General features: G+C 64.0%; 14 protein-coding genes. 3 read left to right on the top strand and 11 right to left on the bottom strand.

From position 1 onward, the window contains the following. Positions 1-94: 94 nt before the first annotated feature. Complete coding sequence (locus P9255_RS26710) at positions 95-1,045, top strand: LysR family transcriptional regulator (protein WP_309764752.1); 951 nt, start codon at positions 95-97, stop codon at positions 1,043-1,045. A gap of 416 nt (positions 1,046-1,461) precedes the next feature. Then, a complete protein-coding gene (gene serB, locus P9255_RS26715; protein WP_309764751.1) occupies positions 1,462-2,301 on the top strand; it encodes a phosphoserine phosphatase SerB in 840 nt (279 codons plus the stop codon). A 5-nt stretch (positions 2,302-2,306) separates the two neighbouring features. On the opposite strand, the gene P9255_RS26720 is transcribed toward serB, so the two are convergent. From P9255_RS26720 to P9255_RS26770, 11 genes are all read right to left on the bottom strand, one after another. After that, the gene (locus tag P9255_RS26720) at positions 2,307-3,500 is read right to left on the bottom strand and encodes a cystathionine beta-lyase (RefSeq protein WP_309764750.1); all 1,194 of its coding nucleotides are present in this window, start codon (positions 3,498-3,500) and stop codon (positions 2,307-2,309) included. A gap of 46 nt (positions 3,501-3,546) precedes the next feature. Continuing rightward, complete coding sequence (locus P9255_RS26725) at positions 3,547-4,188, bottom strand: hypothetical protein (protein WP_309764749.1); 642 nt, start codon at positions 4,186-4,188, stop codon at positions 3,547-3,549. A gap of 22 nt (positions 4,189-4,210) precedes the next feature. Beyond that, the gene (gene bktB / locus P9255_RS26730) at positions 4,211-5,395 is read right to left on the bottom strand and encodes a beta-ketothiolase BktB (RefSeq protein ID WP_309764748.1); all 1,185 of its coding nucleotides are present in this window, start codon (positions 5,393-5,395) and stop codon (positions 4,211-4,213) included. A gap of 29 nt (positions 5,396-5,424) precedes the next feature. Beyond that, entirely contained in the window at positions 5,425-6,357 is a 933-nt protein-coding gene (locus P9255_RS26735; RefSeq protein ID WP_309764747.1) for a sugar kinase, read from the bottom strand. Positions 6,358-6,360: 3 nt separating this feature from the next. Next, positions 6,361-7,698: a 30S ribosomal protein S12 methylthiotransferase RimO gene (gene rimO, locus P9255_RS26740; protein ID WP_309765452.1), complete on the bottom strand. Its 1,338-nt coding sequence runs from the start codon at positions 7,696-7,698 to the stop codon at positions 6,361-6,363. Between the two features lie 921 nt (positions 7,699-8,619). Further along, positions 8,620-9,201 (bottom strand): polyhydroxyalkanoate synthesis repressor PhaR, encoded by a 582-nt coding sequence (phaR, locus tag P9255_RS26745; protein WP_309764746.1) that lies wholly within the window; start codon positions 9,199-9,201, stop codon positions 8,620-8,622. Positions 9,202-9,360: 159 nt separating this feature from the next. Continuing rightward, entirely contained in the window at positions 9,361-10,101 is a 741-nt protein-coding gene (locus tag P9255_RS26750; protein ID WP_309764745.1) for a 3-ketoacyl-ACP reductase, read from the bottom strand. Between the two features lie 78 nt (positions 10,102-10,179). Continuing rightward, positions 10,180-11,361, bottom strand: a complete 1,182-nt coding sequence (locus P9255_RS26755; RefSeq protein WP_309764744.1) for an acetyl-CoA C-acetyltransferase — start codon at positions 11,359-11,361, stop codon at positions 10,180-10,182. Positions 11,362-11,450: 89 nt separating this feature from the next. After that, a complete protein-coding gene (gene phaC / locus P9255_RS26760) occupies positions 11,451-13,472 on the bottom strand; it encodes a class I poly(R)-hydroxyalkanoic acid synthase (protein ID WP_309790689.1) in 2,022 nt (673 codons plus the stop codon). Between the two features lie 290 nt (positions 13,473-13,762). Further along, positions 13,763-14,611: a peptidoglycan editing factor PgeF gene (gene pgeF / locus P9255_RS26765; RefSeq protein ID WP_309764742.1), complete on the bottom strand. Its 849-nt coding sequence runs from the start codon at positions 14,609-14,611 to the stop codon at positions 13,763-13,765. Next, complete coding sequence (locus tag P9255_RS26770) at positions 14,608-15,783, bottom strand: RluA family pseudouridine synthase (protein WP_309790690.1); 1,176 nt, start codon at positions 15,781-15,783, stop codon at positions 14,608-14,610. Before P9255_RS26770 ends, pgeF begins: the two co-directional genes overlap by 4 nt. Positions 15,784-15,987: 204 nt before the next feature. Here P9255_RS26770 and P9255_RS26775 point away from each other — a divergent pair, with 204 nt between their 5' ends. Continuing rightward, positions 15,988-16,821: an outer membrane protein assembly factor BamD gene (locus tag P9255_RS26775; protein ID WP_309764740.1), complete on the top strand. Its 834-nt coding sequence runs from the start codon at positions 15,988-15,990 to the stop codon at positions 16,819-16,821. Positions 16,822-16,832 lie beyond the last annotated feature (11 nt).

Here is a 16,832-nt window from a genome sequence, read left to right on the forward strand (position 1 = left end):
TATGTTGAATTGAAACGATGGACGCATCGTAGCTTGCATGCAGCATGCAGAAAACCACGATAATTCCTGAAACATTTTTCGGGAAATCCATCGAATGGGCGAACTGTTGTCCGGAGGCGGGCGCGATCGGCTCGATTTGCTCGACGTGGCGCTCTTCGTGCGGGCCGCAGCGCTCGCGAATCTGTCGTCGGCGGCGCGGGAATTCGGCTTGTCGCCTGCCGTGGCGAGTGCGCGGATCGCGGGACTGGAGAGAATGCTCGGCGCGCGGCTTCTGCATCGGACGACGCGGCGCGTGAGCGTCACGCAGGAAGGCGAAATCTTCGCGATGCATGCGCGCAGCCTGCTCGAAGCGGCGGAAGCGGCGCGGGCGTCGGTCGGGCGGGCTCTCGAACAGCCGCACGGACGGCTGCGCGTGACGATGCCATCATCGCTCGGCCGGCAGCACATTTCGCCGCTCATCCCTGAATTCCTGCGGCAGCATCCGGCCGTCACCGTCGATCTGCGCATGACCGATCAGATCGTCGATCTCGTCGAGGAAGGGATCGATCTCGCGGTGCGCATCGGCGCGCTAAAGGATTCGACGCTGGTCGCGCGCAAGCTCGCGAGCAATCGCCGCGTGCTATGCGCGTCGCCGGCTTATCTCGCGCGGCACGGAACGCCGCGCCATCCAGCCGATCTCACGCATCACGAATGCGTCATCCTCGCGGATCAGCGCGACTGGAGTTTCGTCACGCCGACCGGCGTCATCGATGTCCGCGTGTCGGGCCGGCTCGTGACGGACAACGGCGAAGTCATCCGCGATGCGCTCGCCGCGGGCATCGGCATCGGACTGAAATCGACGTGGAGCGTCGCGCCGCTTCTGGCGAGCGGCGAACTGGTGACGGTGCTCCATGACTATCCGCTCGCGCAGACCGTCGCGATATGGGCGGTGTATCCGAGCCGCGCGTTCGTGCCGCCGAAGACGCTGGCCTTCATCGAGTTCCTGGCGGGACAGTTCGGCGAGCCGCCTTACTGGGATCGGGAGCCGGCGCGGGTGCAGAGGTAGATGCGAGGTCTTGCATGCTGGATGACGCGTCTCGCGTGCTGCATGGATATCGCTTTAGTGCGCCTGTGAGTTTCAAGAAGCAGCGAAGAAAACCCACGCCTGGGATGCTGCTTAACGGAGCGGGTGCAAAGACGGGTTGCAAACCGCATCGGATGTTGCATCTTGCATGTTGCGTGCTGCATGCAGATCGCTTCGGCTCCGCCCTCTTCGACCTTCTACGCGCCGCCGCGTTACCAGAAATCAACCGCATCGCGCATGACGTCACGCAGCGGCAATCGCATTCTGAATGCATCACGCCGCGCGCATCATGCACAACGCAACATGCGAAAGCGCGCGCCCACACAACAAGCATTCCGATGAAGCCTCACCGCGCCCCGTACAATAGCCGTCTTCGCGCAACCTCCGCACCGTCTTCGATGAATCTCGTCATACAGAGCCCCGCACCGATCTCCGATTCGCACATGGGACCGCTCGCGGCCCTCGCCCGCTGTAGCGAAACAGCGCGCATCGACGACACGCTCCTGCGTTTGTCCGATGCCGACCCGCTTCAGCGCGCCGACATCGACGCTTATTGCGGAGCACATGCGCTCGACTACGCGTTCATCGAGCCGCAAGCGCAACTCTCCGACTTCGGCCTCGTCGCGATGGACATGGACTCGACGCTCATCACGATCGAATGCATCGACGAAATCGCCGATTTCTGCGGGCTGAAAGCCGAAGTCGCAGCGATCACCGAAGCGGCGATGCGGGGTGAGATCAAGGACTTCAACGAGAGCCTGACCCGCCGCGTGGCGTTGCTGAAAGGCCTGGACGCGAGCGCCCTCGAGCGCGTCTACGAAGAACGCCTCCATCTATCGCCCGGCGCGGAACGCATGCTCGAAGGTGCCCGCGCCGCTGGCCTCAGAACGCTGCTCGTTTCAGGTGGATTCACGTTCTTCACGGAGCGCTTGAAAGCGCGGCTCGGCATCGACTACACGCGTGCGAATACGCTCGAAATCGTCGATGGCAAGCTGACGGGCAAGGTCATCGGCGAAATCGTGAATGCCGATGTCAAAGCGCGGACGCTGCGCGAGACGTGCGAAGCGATCGGCATCGATCCGAAGCGGGCGATCGCGATGGGCGACGGATCGAATGACCTGAAGATGATGGGCGAAGCAGGCCTCTCGGTGGCGTTCCGCGCGAAGCCGGTCGTGCGCGAGGCCGCGACCGTTGCATTCAACTTCGTCGGTCTCGACGGCCTGCTGCGCCTGTTCTGAAGCGATCAGCCCAGCGCCTTGCCGAGCGCCGCCTCCAGGTCCGCGCGCAAGTCCGCTTCGTCTTCCAGACCGATATAAAGCCGCACCAGCACCCCTTCGTGCGGCCACTGCGACGCCGTGCGCATCGAGCGGATGTTGTACGGCATCGCGAGGCTGTGCGCGCCGCCCCAACTCCAGCCGATCGCGAACAGTTTCAGCGCCTCGACGAACGCATCGACCTGAGCGGCGCTATAGCGCCCGTCGAACACGATGGAGAACAGCCCGCCCGCGCCGCCCGTGAAGTCGCGCGCGAAGCACGCGTGGCCGGGACAATCTTCCATCGCGGGATGCAGCACCGCGGCCACTTCCGCGCGCGTCTTCAGCCAGCGTGCGAGTGCGAGCGCCGAGCGGTCGTGCGCTTCGTAGCGCAGTTTCATCGACGGCAGGCTGCGCAGCACGAGCGATGCATCGTCCGCCGAAACGCCGACGCCCAGACGCATCCGCGCGCGCTTCAGCTTCTTGTGCAGCTCGATGTCGCGCGTGATCGTCGCGCCCATCAGGATGTCGCTGCCGCCCGACTGGTACTTCGTCAGCGCCTGCACCGAAATATCGACGCCGTGCTCGAACGGCTTGAACGCGAGCCCTGCGGAATACGTATTGTCGATCGCCGTCACGATGCCGCGCGCCCGCGCGACCGCCACGATCGCCGGGACGTCCTGTACTTCCATCGTCACGGAGCCCGGCGCTTCCAGCCAGATCAGCTTCGTGTTCGGCCGGATTGATTCGGCGATGCCCGCGCCCGCCATCGGATCGTAATAGCTCACTTCGAGACCGAAGTCGGCGGCGAGCCAGTCCGCGTGCTCGCGATTCGGCGAGTAAGCGTTGTCGGGTACCAGCACGTGATCGCCCGCCTTGACCAGCCCGAAATACACGTTCGATATCGCCGCCAGACCGGACGGCTGCAGCAGCGCGTGCTCGCCGCCTTCGATCGCCGCGAGGCGTTGCGCGAGCGCGATCGTCGTCGGCGTGCCGTGCAGGCCGTAGCGCCACTTGGAATCGTCGCTCCAGACGAGTGCGCGCATCGTCGCGAGATCGGGGAACACGACCGTCGATGCCCGCGCCACCGGCACCGCGAACGACTCGAAGCCGGGCATGATGCGATCGTTCGGCTGCACGATGCGGGTTTGCAGGTCGCGGTTCTGGCTGCTTGAATCGGTCATGAGGTAAAGAGCGTTGAGGATGAGGGGAAGTGCAACGAACGCGCCTTCATTCGCCGATGATCACGTTGCTCGTGCCACCGACGGCATTGGGCGGCGGAGGCGGCGGCGCGGGTTCCAGCGATGGCGCCGCGTGGCTCGGCGCAGGCGGCAATTTCACGCCCGCCACGGCCGGGCGCAGATCGAACGGCTGCGCGTTCGAATCGTCCGGGTCCATGCGCTCGCCCGACACGCTGCCGTCCGCCTCGAACTTGCCGATCCAGTTGCCCGTGATATGCGTGCCGTCGTTCGATTCCTCGATCTCGAGCGCATCGCCGTCACGGTCGCCGGCCACGAGAATCACCGACGCGCTGCCCGCGAAACGGTATTCGCCATGCACGCCGGAAGGCTCGTCCGTTTTCGCGCCGAGCTTCATCTCGATCTGCCTGCCGCCCAGCGTGCCGACATAGCGCGGGAAACGCGCGTAGTCAGGGTTCGGCGACAGCGGCTTTTGCGGCGGCAAGGCGAGCGTGCGGATGGCGTCGTCCGCGCCGTGAGACTCGCCTTTCGGCGCGACCGTGCCGGCCCCGCTCGAGGTATCCGGCGGCATCGGCGAATTGCAGCCCGCGAGCGCAAGCGCGGACACCAGCGAGGCCGCAATCATCATCGTCGGCCGGACCGGGAAGGCCGGCCGCCTGGTTGCTTCTTTCATGCTTGCTTCCTTCGATACCACGTCAAATGCGCTCGAAGATCGCCGCGATGCCCTGCCCGCCGCCGATGCACATCGTCACGAGCGCGTAGCGGCCGCCGATGCGTTGCAGTTCGTACAGCGCCTTCACGGTGATGAGCGCGCCTGTCGCGCCGATCGGATGGCCGAGCGAAATGCCCGAGCCGTTCGGGTTGACCTTCGCGGGATCGAGCTTGAGTTCCTTCGTGACCGCGCAGGCTTGCGCGGCGAAGGCTTCGTTCGCTTCGATGACGTCGAGATCGTTGACGGTAAGCCCCGCGCGTTCCAGCACCTTCTGCGTCGCCGGCACGGGGCCGATGCCCATGATCTTCGGATCGACGCCCGCGTGGGCGTAGGCGACGAGGCGCGCGAGCGGCTGCAGGCCGCGCTTCTCCGCGACGCCCCGCTCCATCAGCACGACGGCCGCCGCCGCGTCGTTGATGCCCGACGCATTGCCCGCCGTTACCGTGCCGTTCTCCTTCGCAAACACTGGTCTGAGCTTCGAGAAGTCATCCGCCGTCGCGTTCATGCGTACGTGCTCGTCGCGGTCGAAGACGGTATCGCCCTTCTTCGATGCCAGCGTGATCGGCAGGATCTGGTCCTTGAAATAACCGGCCTCGATTGCCTTCGCCGCACGGCGGTGCGATTCGAGCGCGAGCGCGTCCTGCGCCTCGCGCGTGATGCCGTACTTGTTCGCGACGTTCTCCGCCGTCACGCCCATGTGGATCTTGTTGAACGGATCGTTGAGGGCGCCGAGCATCATGTCGACGATGCGCGCGTCGCCCATGCGCTGGCCGAAGCGCGCCGCCGGCATCACGTACGGCGCGCGGCTCATGCTTTCGGCGCCGCCGCCGATCGCGATGTCGGCATCGCCCAGAAGGATGGACTGCGACGCCGACACGATCGCCTGCAGCCCCGAGCCGCACAGCCGGTTGACCGTGAGCGCGGGCGCGTCCTGCGTGACGCCGCCTTCGAGTGCGGCGACGCGCGCCAGATACATGTCGCGCGGCTCGGTCTGGATCACGTTGCCGAACACCACATGGCCGACCTCATCGCCCGACACGCGCGCCCGCGACAGCGCTTCCCGCACCACGCGCGCGCCGAGATCGCCCGGCGTGAAATCCTTCAGCGCACCGCCGAAGTCGCCGATCGCCGTGCGCACGCCGCTTGCCACCACTACTTCGCGCTTCATGTTGTCGTCTCCTTGTCTTGTGTTCTGGATTATCCGGCGAGCGCCTGTTGCACGGCCGCCCGGTCCGGAATCGGCGCGACCGCGCCGAAGCCTTGCGTCGATAATGCCGCCGCCACGTTCGCATAGTGAGCGGCGGTGAAAGGATCGTCGCCCGCCACGATGCGTGCGATGAACGCGCCGCCGAAGCAATCGCCCGCGCCGGTCGCATCGACCGCATTGACGACGCGGCCCGGCACCACGCGCCGCTCGTCGGGTGTCGCGATATACGCGCCTTCCTTGCCGAGCTTCAACGCGACGACTTTCGGGCCGAGCGCGAGCAGCGTATCGACGATGGCGTCCTTGTCCTCATGACCGGTGAGCACGGTGACGTCGTCGTAGCTCGGCAGGCAGATATCGGTAAGGCGGATGGCTTCGAGCATCACTGCGCGGGCGCGGGCGAGCGGCCACAGCTTGAGGCGCAGGTTCGTATCGAAGCTGACCTGGACGCCGTGCGCGCGTGCGTGGTCGATGGCGGCGAACGCGGCATCGCACGCGGCGACGCCGATCGCGAGGCTGATGCCCGACAGATGCACCACCTTCGCGCCCGCGATCGTGTCGAGCGGCAAGTCGGAGGGCGCATAGCGGCTCGCCGCCGATCCCGCGCGCAAATAGTCGAAGCGATGCCCGGTCTCGCCGTGCGATACGAAATAGACGCCGGTCGGCGCGTGAGGATCGATCCGCACCGAGGATGTATCGACGTTCTCCGCGCGCCACAGATCGAACAGCAGTTGGCCGAACTGGTCATTGCCCACGGCGGAGACGAAGCCGGTCGCCGCGCCCTGCCGCGCCGCGGCGATCAGGAAGTTGGAGACGTCGCCCCCGAAGCCTTGCAGATAATTCGGCTCGTTGCGCTTCGACTGATTGAACTCGATCATTGCCTCGCCGAGCGCGAGGATGGCGGGATGCTGCGGCGTCATCGTCATGGTTCAGACCTCGCCCCAGAGATCGTGGCCGTCCGCGCCGGTGATTTTCACGGAGACGAAGTCGCCCGCCTTGTAGCGCTTGGACGCCTTTGTCGGCGGCGCGATATAGACGACGCCATCGATTTCCGGCGCATCCGCCGCCGTGCGGCCGACCCCGCCTTCGGCGCTGACTTCGTCGACGAGCACCTTCACCGTCTTGCCGACCTTCTTTTTCATGCGCTTCGCCGACAGTTCCTCGGCGAGTTCCATGAAGCGCGCGCGGCGTTCCTCGCGCACTTCGTCGGGCAGCGCGCCGTCGAGTTCGTTCGCGCTCGCGCCCTCTACCGGCGAATACGCGAAGCAGCCGACGCGGTCCAGATCTGCTTCCTTGATGAAGTCGAGCAGCGTCTGAAACTGTTCTTCGGTTTCACCGGGGAAGCCCGCGATGAACGTGCTGCGGATGGTCAGGTCGGGGCACATGGCGCGCCACGCCTTCACGCGTTCGAGCACCTTCTCCGCGTTGGCCGGGCGTTTCATGCGCTTCAGCACTTCCGGATGCGCGTGCTGGAACGGCACGTCGAGATACGGCAGGACGTGGCCTTTGAGCGGACCCGCGGCCATCATCGGGATGACTTCATCGACGCTCGGATACGGATAGACGTAATGCAGCCGCACCCACGCGCCGTACTGCGCGGCCAGCTCGCCGAGCGCGCCGACCAGTTCGGTCATGCGCGTCTTGAGCGGCTTGCCGTTCCAGAAACCGGTGCGGTATTTGACGTCGACACCGTACGCGCTCGTGTCCTGCGAAATAACGAGCAGTTCCTTGACGCCCGACTTGAACAGATTCTCGGCTTCGAGCATGACTTCGGCGACGGGCCGCGACACGAGGTCGCCGCGCATCGACGGGATGATGCAGAACGCGCAGCGATGATTGCAGCCTTCGGAGATCTTCAGATACGCGTAGTGACGCGGTGTGAGCTTGATGCCGGCGGGCGGCACGAGGTCGACGAAGGGATCGTGTGGTTTCGGCAGATGCGTGTGCACCGCGTTCATCACTTCGTTGGTGGCATGCGGACCGGTGACCGCGAGCACCTTCGGGTGTACTTCTTCGATGAGGCCGGTGCCGCTCGCGCTCTTTTTTGCGCCGAGGCAGCCGGTGACGATGACCTTGCCGTTTTCGCTGAGCGCTTCGCCGATGGCGTCGAGGCTTTCCTGGACGGCTTCATCGATGAAACCGCATGTGTTGACGACGACGAGATCGGCGCCGTCGTACGTGCCGGAGATTTCGTAGCCTTCGGCGCGAAGTTGGGTGATGATCTGCTCGGAATCGACCAGGGCTTTGGGGCAGCCGAGGCTGACCATACCGATTTTCGGCGCTGGCGCTGCGGGGGTGGATTTTGCTGGAGTGTTCACGGGGTATTCGGGCAGGGGCACGGTTGCGGCGTGCTTTTTGCCGCTGGGGCGCGGCGAGGTTTAGTATTTTAACTGGTTTGGGCGGGGGGTTTTGTGCGGCTTGTGGTGGTGCTCTTGCCGGCGTCTCGGGTTTGTGTTCAGTAGCCGCCTTCCCGGCGGGCGGGGTAACTTTCTTGGCTGTCGACGGAGTTGGCGCTTCAGCGCCTTACTCTGGTTTCATGCAAGAAAAGCAGCTTCTCTTCTGAACCGCTCGATGCAGTGATTTATGCGGCCACTTCGTAGGACACCAGTGGCTCTCAGCTTGCAAACAGCCCTGAATCACCTTCCGCGCCCACTATTACTAACGTCCTGCGAGCCCCTTGGCTCGAAAAACCAACGGTGCCCATACGGTCGCGAACAAGCTCAACGGACGCCACCACTGCAACGTGAAGAACTGCGTTAGGAACACCAGGACCGATCCCTCGGCAACCACCTGTTCTTCGTCGCGAGCTAGTGTGCCACCGGTATTAACGAGCCAGGGGGCTCGGAGGACGTTAGTAGTCAGTGGGCGTGGAAGGTGATTCAAGGCTCTGTCAAACTGAGGGCCACCGATTTTCTACGAAGTGGCCACTCAGATCAGTGCATCGTGCCGTTCGAGAAAAAGCTGCTTTCTTTGGTGATTTTCTTTGCATGGGACCAGAGTAAGGCGCTGAAGCGCCAACTCTGGTCGACAGCCGAGAGAGTGACCCCCGCCCCGGGGAGGAGCGCACGAATAAACCGACACGAATACAAGTTCAACGCAAACACAGGCGAACGAAACAAACACAAGCCCGCCGACCCGCAGAGAAAAACACCACTACAACCCCACGCTCAGCGACAAGAAAAAGCGCTTTACTTCTTCTCGCCAGAAGAACCCGAACCCTGCTGCCCGGGAAACGGAAACGTATTGAACATCGACTTCGCCTGATTCTGCATCTGCTCCTGCATCTGCACGAACATATTCTTCGACTGCTCGATATAGTTCGTCATCATCCCCTGCATCATCGGGGCCTGCATGTTCATGAACTGCGACCAGACTTCCGGATTCAGCGCATTGCCGTCATAAATGCCCTTGCTCTGTTCGGACAGTTTCTGCTGAATGTCGATGAACGCCTGGATATTCTTCTCCAGATACGTGCCCATCATGCCCTGCATCGCATGGCCGTAAAAGCGGATGATCTGCGAAAGCATCACCGATGAAAACATCGGCAAGCCGCCACTCTCTTCTTCGAGAATGATCTGCAGAAGAATGCTGCGCGTCAGGTCGTCGTTGGACTTCGCGTCGAGCACCTTGAAGTCTTCCTGATCGAGCACGAGTTGCTTCACATCCGACAACGTGATGTAGGTGCTCGTCTCCGTGTCATACAGCCGGCGATTCGGATATTTTTTTATCAGCCGCTCGGCGGATTTCTTTGTAGTAGTAGGGGTGGTCATTGAACGCCTTTAAACGCAAGACTTTACTGCGGTGGCAGCAGGCATGTCTTGCGTTGTCGCAAAAAAGCGTTGCTGCTGGGTCGCCGCGTCATTGATATATCCGGCAAGCGCGGCGAGCCGGACAGGCGCCCCGGGCGCCCGGCCGACCGCCGCCGCCCGTCAGCCCATGTGCAAGCCACCGTTGAGCGAAAAGTCCGCGCCGGTGGAAAAACCCGATTCCTCCGAAGCCAGCCACGCAACGATCGACCCGATCTCGTCCGGCGTGCCGAGACGTCGGACAGGAATGGTCGCCACGATCTTTTCCAGCACTTCAGGACGAATCGACTTCACCATGTCCGTGCCGATATAGCCCGGCGACACCGTGTTGACCGTCACGCCCTTGGTCGCCACTTCCTGTGCAAGCGCCATCGTGAAGCCGTGAATGCCGGCCTTCGCCGTCGAATAGTTCGTCTGGCCGAACTGGCCCTTCTGCCCGTTCACCGACGAAATATTGATGATGCGGCCGAAGCCGCGCTCCACCATGCCGTCGATCACCTGCTTCGTCACGTTGAAAAGGCTCGTCAGGTTCGTGTCGATGACGGCCGTCCAGTCCTCGTGCGTCATCTTCCGGAACACCACGTCGCGCGTGATGCCGGCGTTGTTCACGAGCACATCGATTTCGCCGACCTCGGCCTTGACCTTGTCGAACGCGGCCTTGGTCGAGTCCCAGTCGCCGACATTGCCTTCCGACGCGATGAAGTCGTAACCGAGCGCCTTCTGATCTTCGAGCCATTTCACGCGGCGCGGAGAATTCGGGCCGCAGCCCGCGACCACCGTGAAGCCATCCTTATGCAGACGCTGGCAAATGCTCGTGCCGATGCCGCCCATGCCGCCCGTTACATACGCTATGCGCTTCGTCATTCCCGACTCCCTTTTCGTTATGCGGACCGCGCCCGACCGCGCCGCCCGCTTCTCTCGTGTCCGTGCCGCCGACGCGTCTTACAGACGCTCGACCGCCAGCGCGACGCCCATGCCGCCGCCGATGCACAGCGACGCCAGGCCCTTCTTCGCATCGCGCTTCTGCATCTCGTGCAGCAGCGTGACCAGAATGCGGCAGCCCGATGCGCCGATCGGATGACCGATTGCAATCGCCCCGCCGTTCACGTTGATCTTCGACTGATCCCAGCCCATCTGCTTGTGCACCGCCAGCGCCTGCGCCGCAAACGCCTCGTTGATCTCCATCAGGTCCAGATCGTTCACGCCCCAGCCCGCGCGCTCCAGACAGCGCTTCGAGGCCGGCACCGGACCCATGCCCATCACCTTCGGATCGACGCCCGCGTTCGCATACGCCCTGATGCGCGCCAGCGGCGTGAGGCCCAGCGCCTCGGCCTTCTTCGCCGACATCACCACCACCGCCGCCGCGCCATCGTTGATGCCCGATGCGTTCGCCGCCGTCACCGTGCCTTCTTTCGAGAACGCCGGCTTCAGGCCCGAAAGCGCTTCGGCGGTAACGCCGTGACGCACGAACTCGTCCGTGTTGAACTGCAGCGGGTCGCCCTTGCGCTGCGGAATCGCGATCGGCACGATTTCATCGTTGAAACGGCCCGCCTTCTGCGCAGCCTCCGCCTTGTTCTGCGACAGCGCCGCGAACTGATCCTGCGCTTCGCGCGTGATGCCGTACTCGCGCGCGACGTTCTCCGCCGTCGTGCCCATGTGGTAGTTGTTGTACACGTCCCAGAGGCCATCGACGATCATCGAGTCGATCAGCTTCGCATCGCCCATGCGAAAGCCGTCGCGCGAGCCCGGCAGCACGTGCGGCGCGGCGCTCATGTTCTCCTGACCGCCCGCCACGACGATTTCCGCATCGCCCGCGATGATCGCGTTGGCCGCGAGCATCACCGCCTTCAGGCCCGAGCCGCACACCTTGTTGATCGTCATGCCGGGAACCATGTCCGGCAGACCCGCCTTGATCACCGACTGACGCGCCGGGTTCTGCCCCGAACCCGCCGTCAACACCTGCCCCATGATGACTTCGCTCACCTGCTCCGGCTTCACGCCCGCGCGCTCCAGCACCGCGCGAATCACCGTTGCACCGAGATCCGGCGCCGCGATCTTCGCGAGCGAACCGCCGAACTTGCCAACCGCCGTACGCGCGGCCGATACGATCACTACGTCAGTCATTTCAGTTTCCTTTGGCATCGCATGTTAATGCCGTTTCGTGAGTGCCTATGCGGTCTCGCGCACAGTCGCCATTTCGATGCAAGCACCGCTCAACTGTCACGCTCCAGTACATAACGGCCCGGCGCCGCCTCGATCACCGGACGAGCCTTCGACCCGAGCGATGCGCCCGGCTTCACCTGCTCGCCCGCGTTCGCGGCAAGCCATTCCGTCCACGTCGGCCACCAGCTTCCGGGGTGCTCGCTCGCGGCTTCGAACCACGCATCCGGATCGTCCGGGAGGCGGCCGTTCGCGTTGTCGAGCATCCAGAAACTGCGCTTGTTCTTCGACGGCGGATTGATCACGCCCGCGATATGTCCCGATGCGCCGAGCACGAACGTCTGCGGTCCCGACAGGATCGGCGCGGAAGCATACGCCGATTTCCACGGCACGATATGGTCCTCGCGCGAACCGTAGATGAAGGTCGGCAGGTCGAGCTTCGTGAGGTCGACGGCCTGGCCGCACACGGTCAGCGCGCCCGGCTCACGGAGCTTGTTTTCCAGATACGTGTTGCGCAGATACCAGACGCACATCGGGCCCGGCAGGTTTGTCGAGTCGCTGTTCCAGAAGAGCAGATCGAACGCCTGCGGCGTGCGGCCCTTGAGGTAATTGTTGACGACGTAATTCCACACGAGATCGTTCGGGCGCAGATACGAGAACGTGTTGGCGAACTCGATGCCGCGCATCAGTCCCGGCGGCGCGCCGTTTCTGCCGCCGATGGCCTGCTCGCGCATCTGCACGTGCGCCTCGTTGACGAAGACATCGAGCACGCCGGTATCGGAGAAGTCGAGCATCGACGTGAGCAGCGTCATCGATGCGGCCGGCTCGCTGCCGCGCGCCTTCTCGACGGCGAGCGCCGTTGCGAGCAGCGTTCCGCCGATGCAGAAGCCGAGCGTGTTGATCTTGTCCGCGCGGCTGATTTCCTTCACGACGGCCATCGTGTCGATCACGCCCTGCTGCACGTAGTCGTCCCACGTCTTGTCAGCGATCGACTGATCCGCATTGCGCCACGACAGAATGAACACCTGCTGCCCCGATTCGAGCGCATGGCGCACGAGCGAGCCTTCCGGCGACAGATCGAGGATATAGAACTTGTTGATGCACGGCGGCACGATCAGAAGCGGCCGCGCGTAGACTTTCGGCGCGAGCGGCTTGTACTGGATCAGTTGCACGAGTTCGTTCTCGTACACCACCGCGCCTTCGGTCGTCGCGATGTTCTTGCCGACCTTGAAGCCCGATTCGTCCGACTGGGAAATCTTGCCCCGCTGCATGTCGCCGAGCAGGTTGAGCATGCCCTGACGCAAGCTCTCGCCCTTGCTCTCGATGAGCGCCTTCTGTGCTTCGGGATTCAGCGCGAGGAAGTTGCTCGGCGCGGCCATCGCGGCCCACTGCTGCACCGTGAAACGGATGCGCTCACGCGTCTTCGGATCGCTCTGGATCGCGTCGGCGAGTTCCTGCAGATAACGCGCGTTCAGCAGATACCACGCAGCGGTGAACGCGAACGCCGGCGTGGATTGCCACGCGGTGTCCTTGAAGCGCCGGTCTTTCAGCGCGGCGGCGTCGATGTTCTGTGCACTCGCCTGCTTGAGCAGCTCGGTCACGTCGCGCGTGTAGTCGCTTTGCAGTTGATGCAGTCGTTCCGGTGCAATGGCTGCCGTCGGAATCTTCGGGAGCGTCGGCAAGCCCTGCATCGCCGCGCCGAAGCCCGGCATGCTGCTCGCGAGCTTCGCGAATTCCGCCAGTCCGTTCATCTTCGCGATGTCCGGCATCTGCGGCATATTCGCGATGGTCGGGAACGCGCCGGCCAGGCCGTTCGTGAGTCCGCCGAGTCCCGGAAAAGGCAGAGCGCCCAGTCCGGGCATGGCCGGCGTCGCGCCATTCGATGAAAACGCGCTCGCGGCCTGATTCGTCTGTTCAGTGAATTTGGCCCATTGACCGGGATCGGCCACCGTTCGCCATGCGTTGAGCCATTGTTCGAACGCCTGCTGCACGCCAGTCGTATCGGCTGAAGGTTGTGCCGGAGTGCTGTCGGCCGTGCTGGAGCGGGAAGATGAAGAAGAAGTTTTGGAAGCCATACCCGCCTTTGACCTCTGAGTCTCGCAAGACTGATTGTGATGCAGGCATTGCCGGGCTTTCCTGACCAGCGCGCAGAGTTTGATGCGCCTTAAATTGCGCGTGGCAAGAGTGCCTTGCTACGCCGTGCCCGATTGAATGAATTCCGGGAACATTCTTGCTCTACGGTGTCGAGCATGTCAATGCTTCATCCGATTTTGCCGCAGTGCGATATTTTTATAATTATCGTTTTCCCCCATGAAAGAAAAGGCTTCGTCACGGGGGTTGAAATCGCGATTAAGGCACCGGCGGATTAATCGGCGAGCCAGATCATGGCGGCCATGCGCCCCGTCACGCGATCGCGACGATACGAATAGAAGCGCTCCGTCTCCGTCACCGTGCAATGCGCGCCGCCATGAATGCGCGCGGCGTCGATGCCGATGCCGGCGAGGCGCAAGCGCGCGAGTGCGTAAATGTCGGCGAGATACTTGTTCCCGCTGCCTGTCGAACGGAACGCGGCCACCGTGGCGTCGCGGCGGTCTGCGCTGCACGCAGCGGCGAACGCTTGCAGCACGTCCTCTCCGACTTCGAACGCGTTCGGACCGATGGCCGGCCCGAGATATGCGTTGAGCCGGGACGCCGATGCGCCCGCCAGCGCGGCCACCCGCTCGCCGGTCTTCTCGACGATGCCCCCCGCCAGCCCGCGCCATCCCGCATGCGCGGCGCCGACCGCGCGGCCGTCGTCGTCGCAGAAGAGCACGGGCAGGCAATCGGCCGTCATCACGACACACACGATGCCCGCGCGATCGGTGACGCTCGCATCGGCGTCGACGGGTGCGCCTGCGTCGATCACCGCGTGAGCGTCCTCGACTTGCGTGCCGTGGACTTGCTGCAGCCATGCGGCGTCGCGCGCACCGGTGAGCGCGAGCGCACGGCGGCGGTTCTCGCGCACCGCGTCGGGCGCGTCGCCGGTCGAAAGGCCAAGGTTCAGCCCGCCCGCGTCCGGCGCGCCGCCGTGATAAGGCGCAACGCTGACGCCGCCAGCCCGCGTCGTGACGAAAGCGCGAACGCGCGGCGACACGCGCCATTGCGGCCACAGGCAGTGCCGCGCTTCCAGCGGGGGCGCATCGGCGGTGCGCGAACCGGTCGAACTCTCGCTCATGCTTCGTCGTCCTCGTAATCTTCGTCTTCGTCCCAGTCGCCTTCGTCCTCGTCCGTCTCGTAGGCCTGGGCGAAGTCGTCGTCTTCGTCGAAATCGATATCCTCGTCGCGCCCGAAGCCGAGTTCGGCGGCGAGCGCGGACATATCGTCGGGCACGTCCGCGCGCCAGTGCACGTCTTTGCCCGTCAGCGGATGGATCAGCCCGAGCCGCCACGCATGCAGCGCCTGCCGCGCGAAGCCGTTCGGCAGCGGCGTCACAGAACGCTTGCCGCGCGCGTGTCCGTAAACCGGGTCGCCCAGCAGCGGATGGCCGACATGCGCGCAATGCACGCGGATCTGATGCGTGCGGCCGGTTTCGAGATCGCAATGGATGGCGCTGACCGGCTGGCCTTTCCAGAGCGCCCGGTCGATGGTCCTGAAATGCGTACGCGCGTGCTTGCCCGCCGCGCTCTGCACGACGGCCATGCGCGTGCGCTCGCGCGGATCACGGCCGATGGGCGCGTCGATCGTGCCGTCATCGCGCATGTTGCCCCAGACGAACGCGACGTAGCGGCGCTTCACCGTGCGCGCCTGCAACTGGCGCACCAGGTCGGTCTGCGCCTCGAGCGTGCGCGCGACGACCATCAGCCCCGACGTCTCCTTGTCCAGCCGATGCACGATGCCCGCGCGCGGCAGACCGGCCGCCGCGTCGCCGTATCGATGGAGCAGGCCGTTCAGCAGCGTGCCGCTCCAGTTCCCGGCCGCCGGATGCACGACCATGCCCGCCGGTTTGTTGATGACCACGAGTGCGTCGTCTTCATGGACGATATGAAGCGGCACCGGCTCCGGCGTGAAAGCCAGTTGCTCCGGCAGGAGATCGGGCACGAGCGAAATGGTCGCGCCGAGCGGTACCGACTGGCGCACTTTGGCGCGCGCCCCGTCGACGAGCACGCGCCCTTCTTCGATCCAGCCCTGCAGGCGGCTGCGCGAGAACTCTGGGAAAACCTTCGCGAGCACCTTGTCGAGCCGGTCGCCCGCGAGCGCGTCGGGAACGAGCGCGGTGCGCACGTCCCCGGACGATGCAGCCGGGTCCGTCACGCGCGCCGGTTCCGGCGAAGCCGCGTCGTCGGCCGTATTGCATCGGCTATAATCTTTGAGTTGATCTTTGGTACCACGAGTACTTGAGCGGGTCATTTGCAGAAGATTAGCGGGAAAGCTGCGGGAATGCGGAAGGTCAGCACGGAACCCGCGAGTCCCCGTGCTTCGACGTTGCCGACCGGGAAACATCGCGATCGACCGAACGGCATGCCGCGCGGTAGAGACTGCACCGGAATCACAGCTGGACACAGCTTCAATCAGCCAGTAACAGCCAGTATTAGCCAGGATAAGCAAGCACTGATGCGAGCCTTCAACACCATTCATCAATCGATGCGGCAATCGATCAAGTATCTGGCGCTGGCCGCGAGCGTCGCCGTCGTGGCGGCCTGTCACGGCTTGCCCGAGAAGACCGACGAAACCGCACTCTGGAACAACAACAAATTATATACGGAGGCCCAGGACGCGCTGTCGGGCAGCGACTGGGGCAAATGCGCCAAGTACTTCGAAGCACTCGAAGGGCGCGACCCGTTCGGTCACTTCGCGCAGCAGGCGCAGATCAACGTCGCGTACTGCAACTGGAAGGACGGCGAAACCGCCAACGCCGATCAGGCCATCGACCGCTTCATCCGGCTGCATCCGGATCATCCCGAGATTTCCTACGCGTACTATCTCAAGGGCATGATCCATTTCAACGACGACCTGGGTCTCTTCGGCCGCTTCTCCGGTCAGGACATGAGCGAGCGCGATCCGAAGTCGCTGCGCGAGTCGTATGACGCGTTCAAGGTCGTCGTCGACAAATACCCGCAAAGCAAGTACGCGCCGGACGCCGCACAGCGCATGCGTTACATCGTGAACGCGCTCGCGTCGCATGAAGTGCATGCGGCCGACTATTACTATCGCCGGGGCGCGTATGTTGCGGCGATCAACCGCGCGCAGCTCGCCATCCGCGAATACAAGAATGCGCCGGCAACGGAAGAGGCGCTGCACATCATGATGATGTCGTATCAGCGGCTCGACCAGCCGCAACTCGCCGACGACACCAAGCGCGTGCTCGCCGCGACGTTCCCCGACAGCCCGTATGTCACCGGCAAGCGCCGCGCGGGCGCCGACAAGCCGTGGTATCAAATCTGGTAAGAGTCGCGTAA

Source organism: Caballeronia sp. LZ019 (genome assembly GCF_031450825.1).
Lineage (GTDB): Bacteria > Pseudomonadota > Gammaproteobacteria > Burkholderiales > Burkholderiaceae > Caballeronia.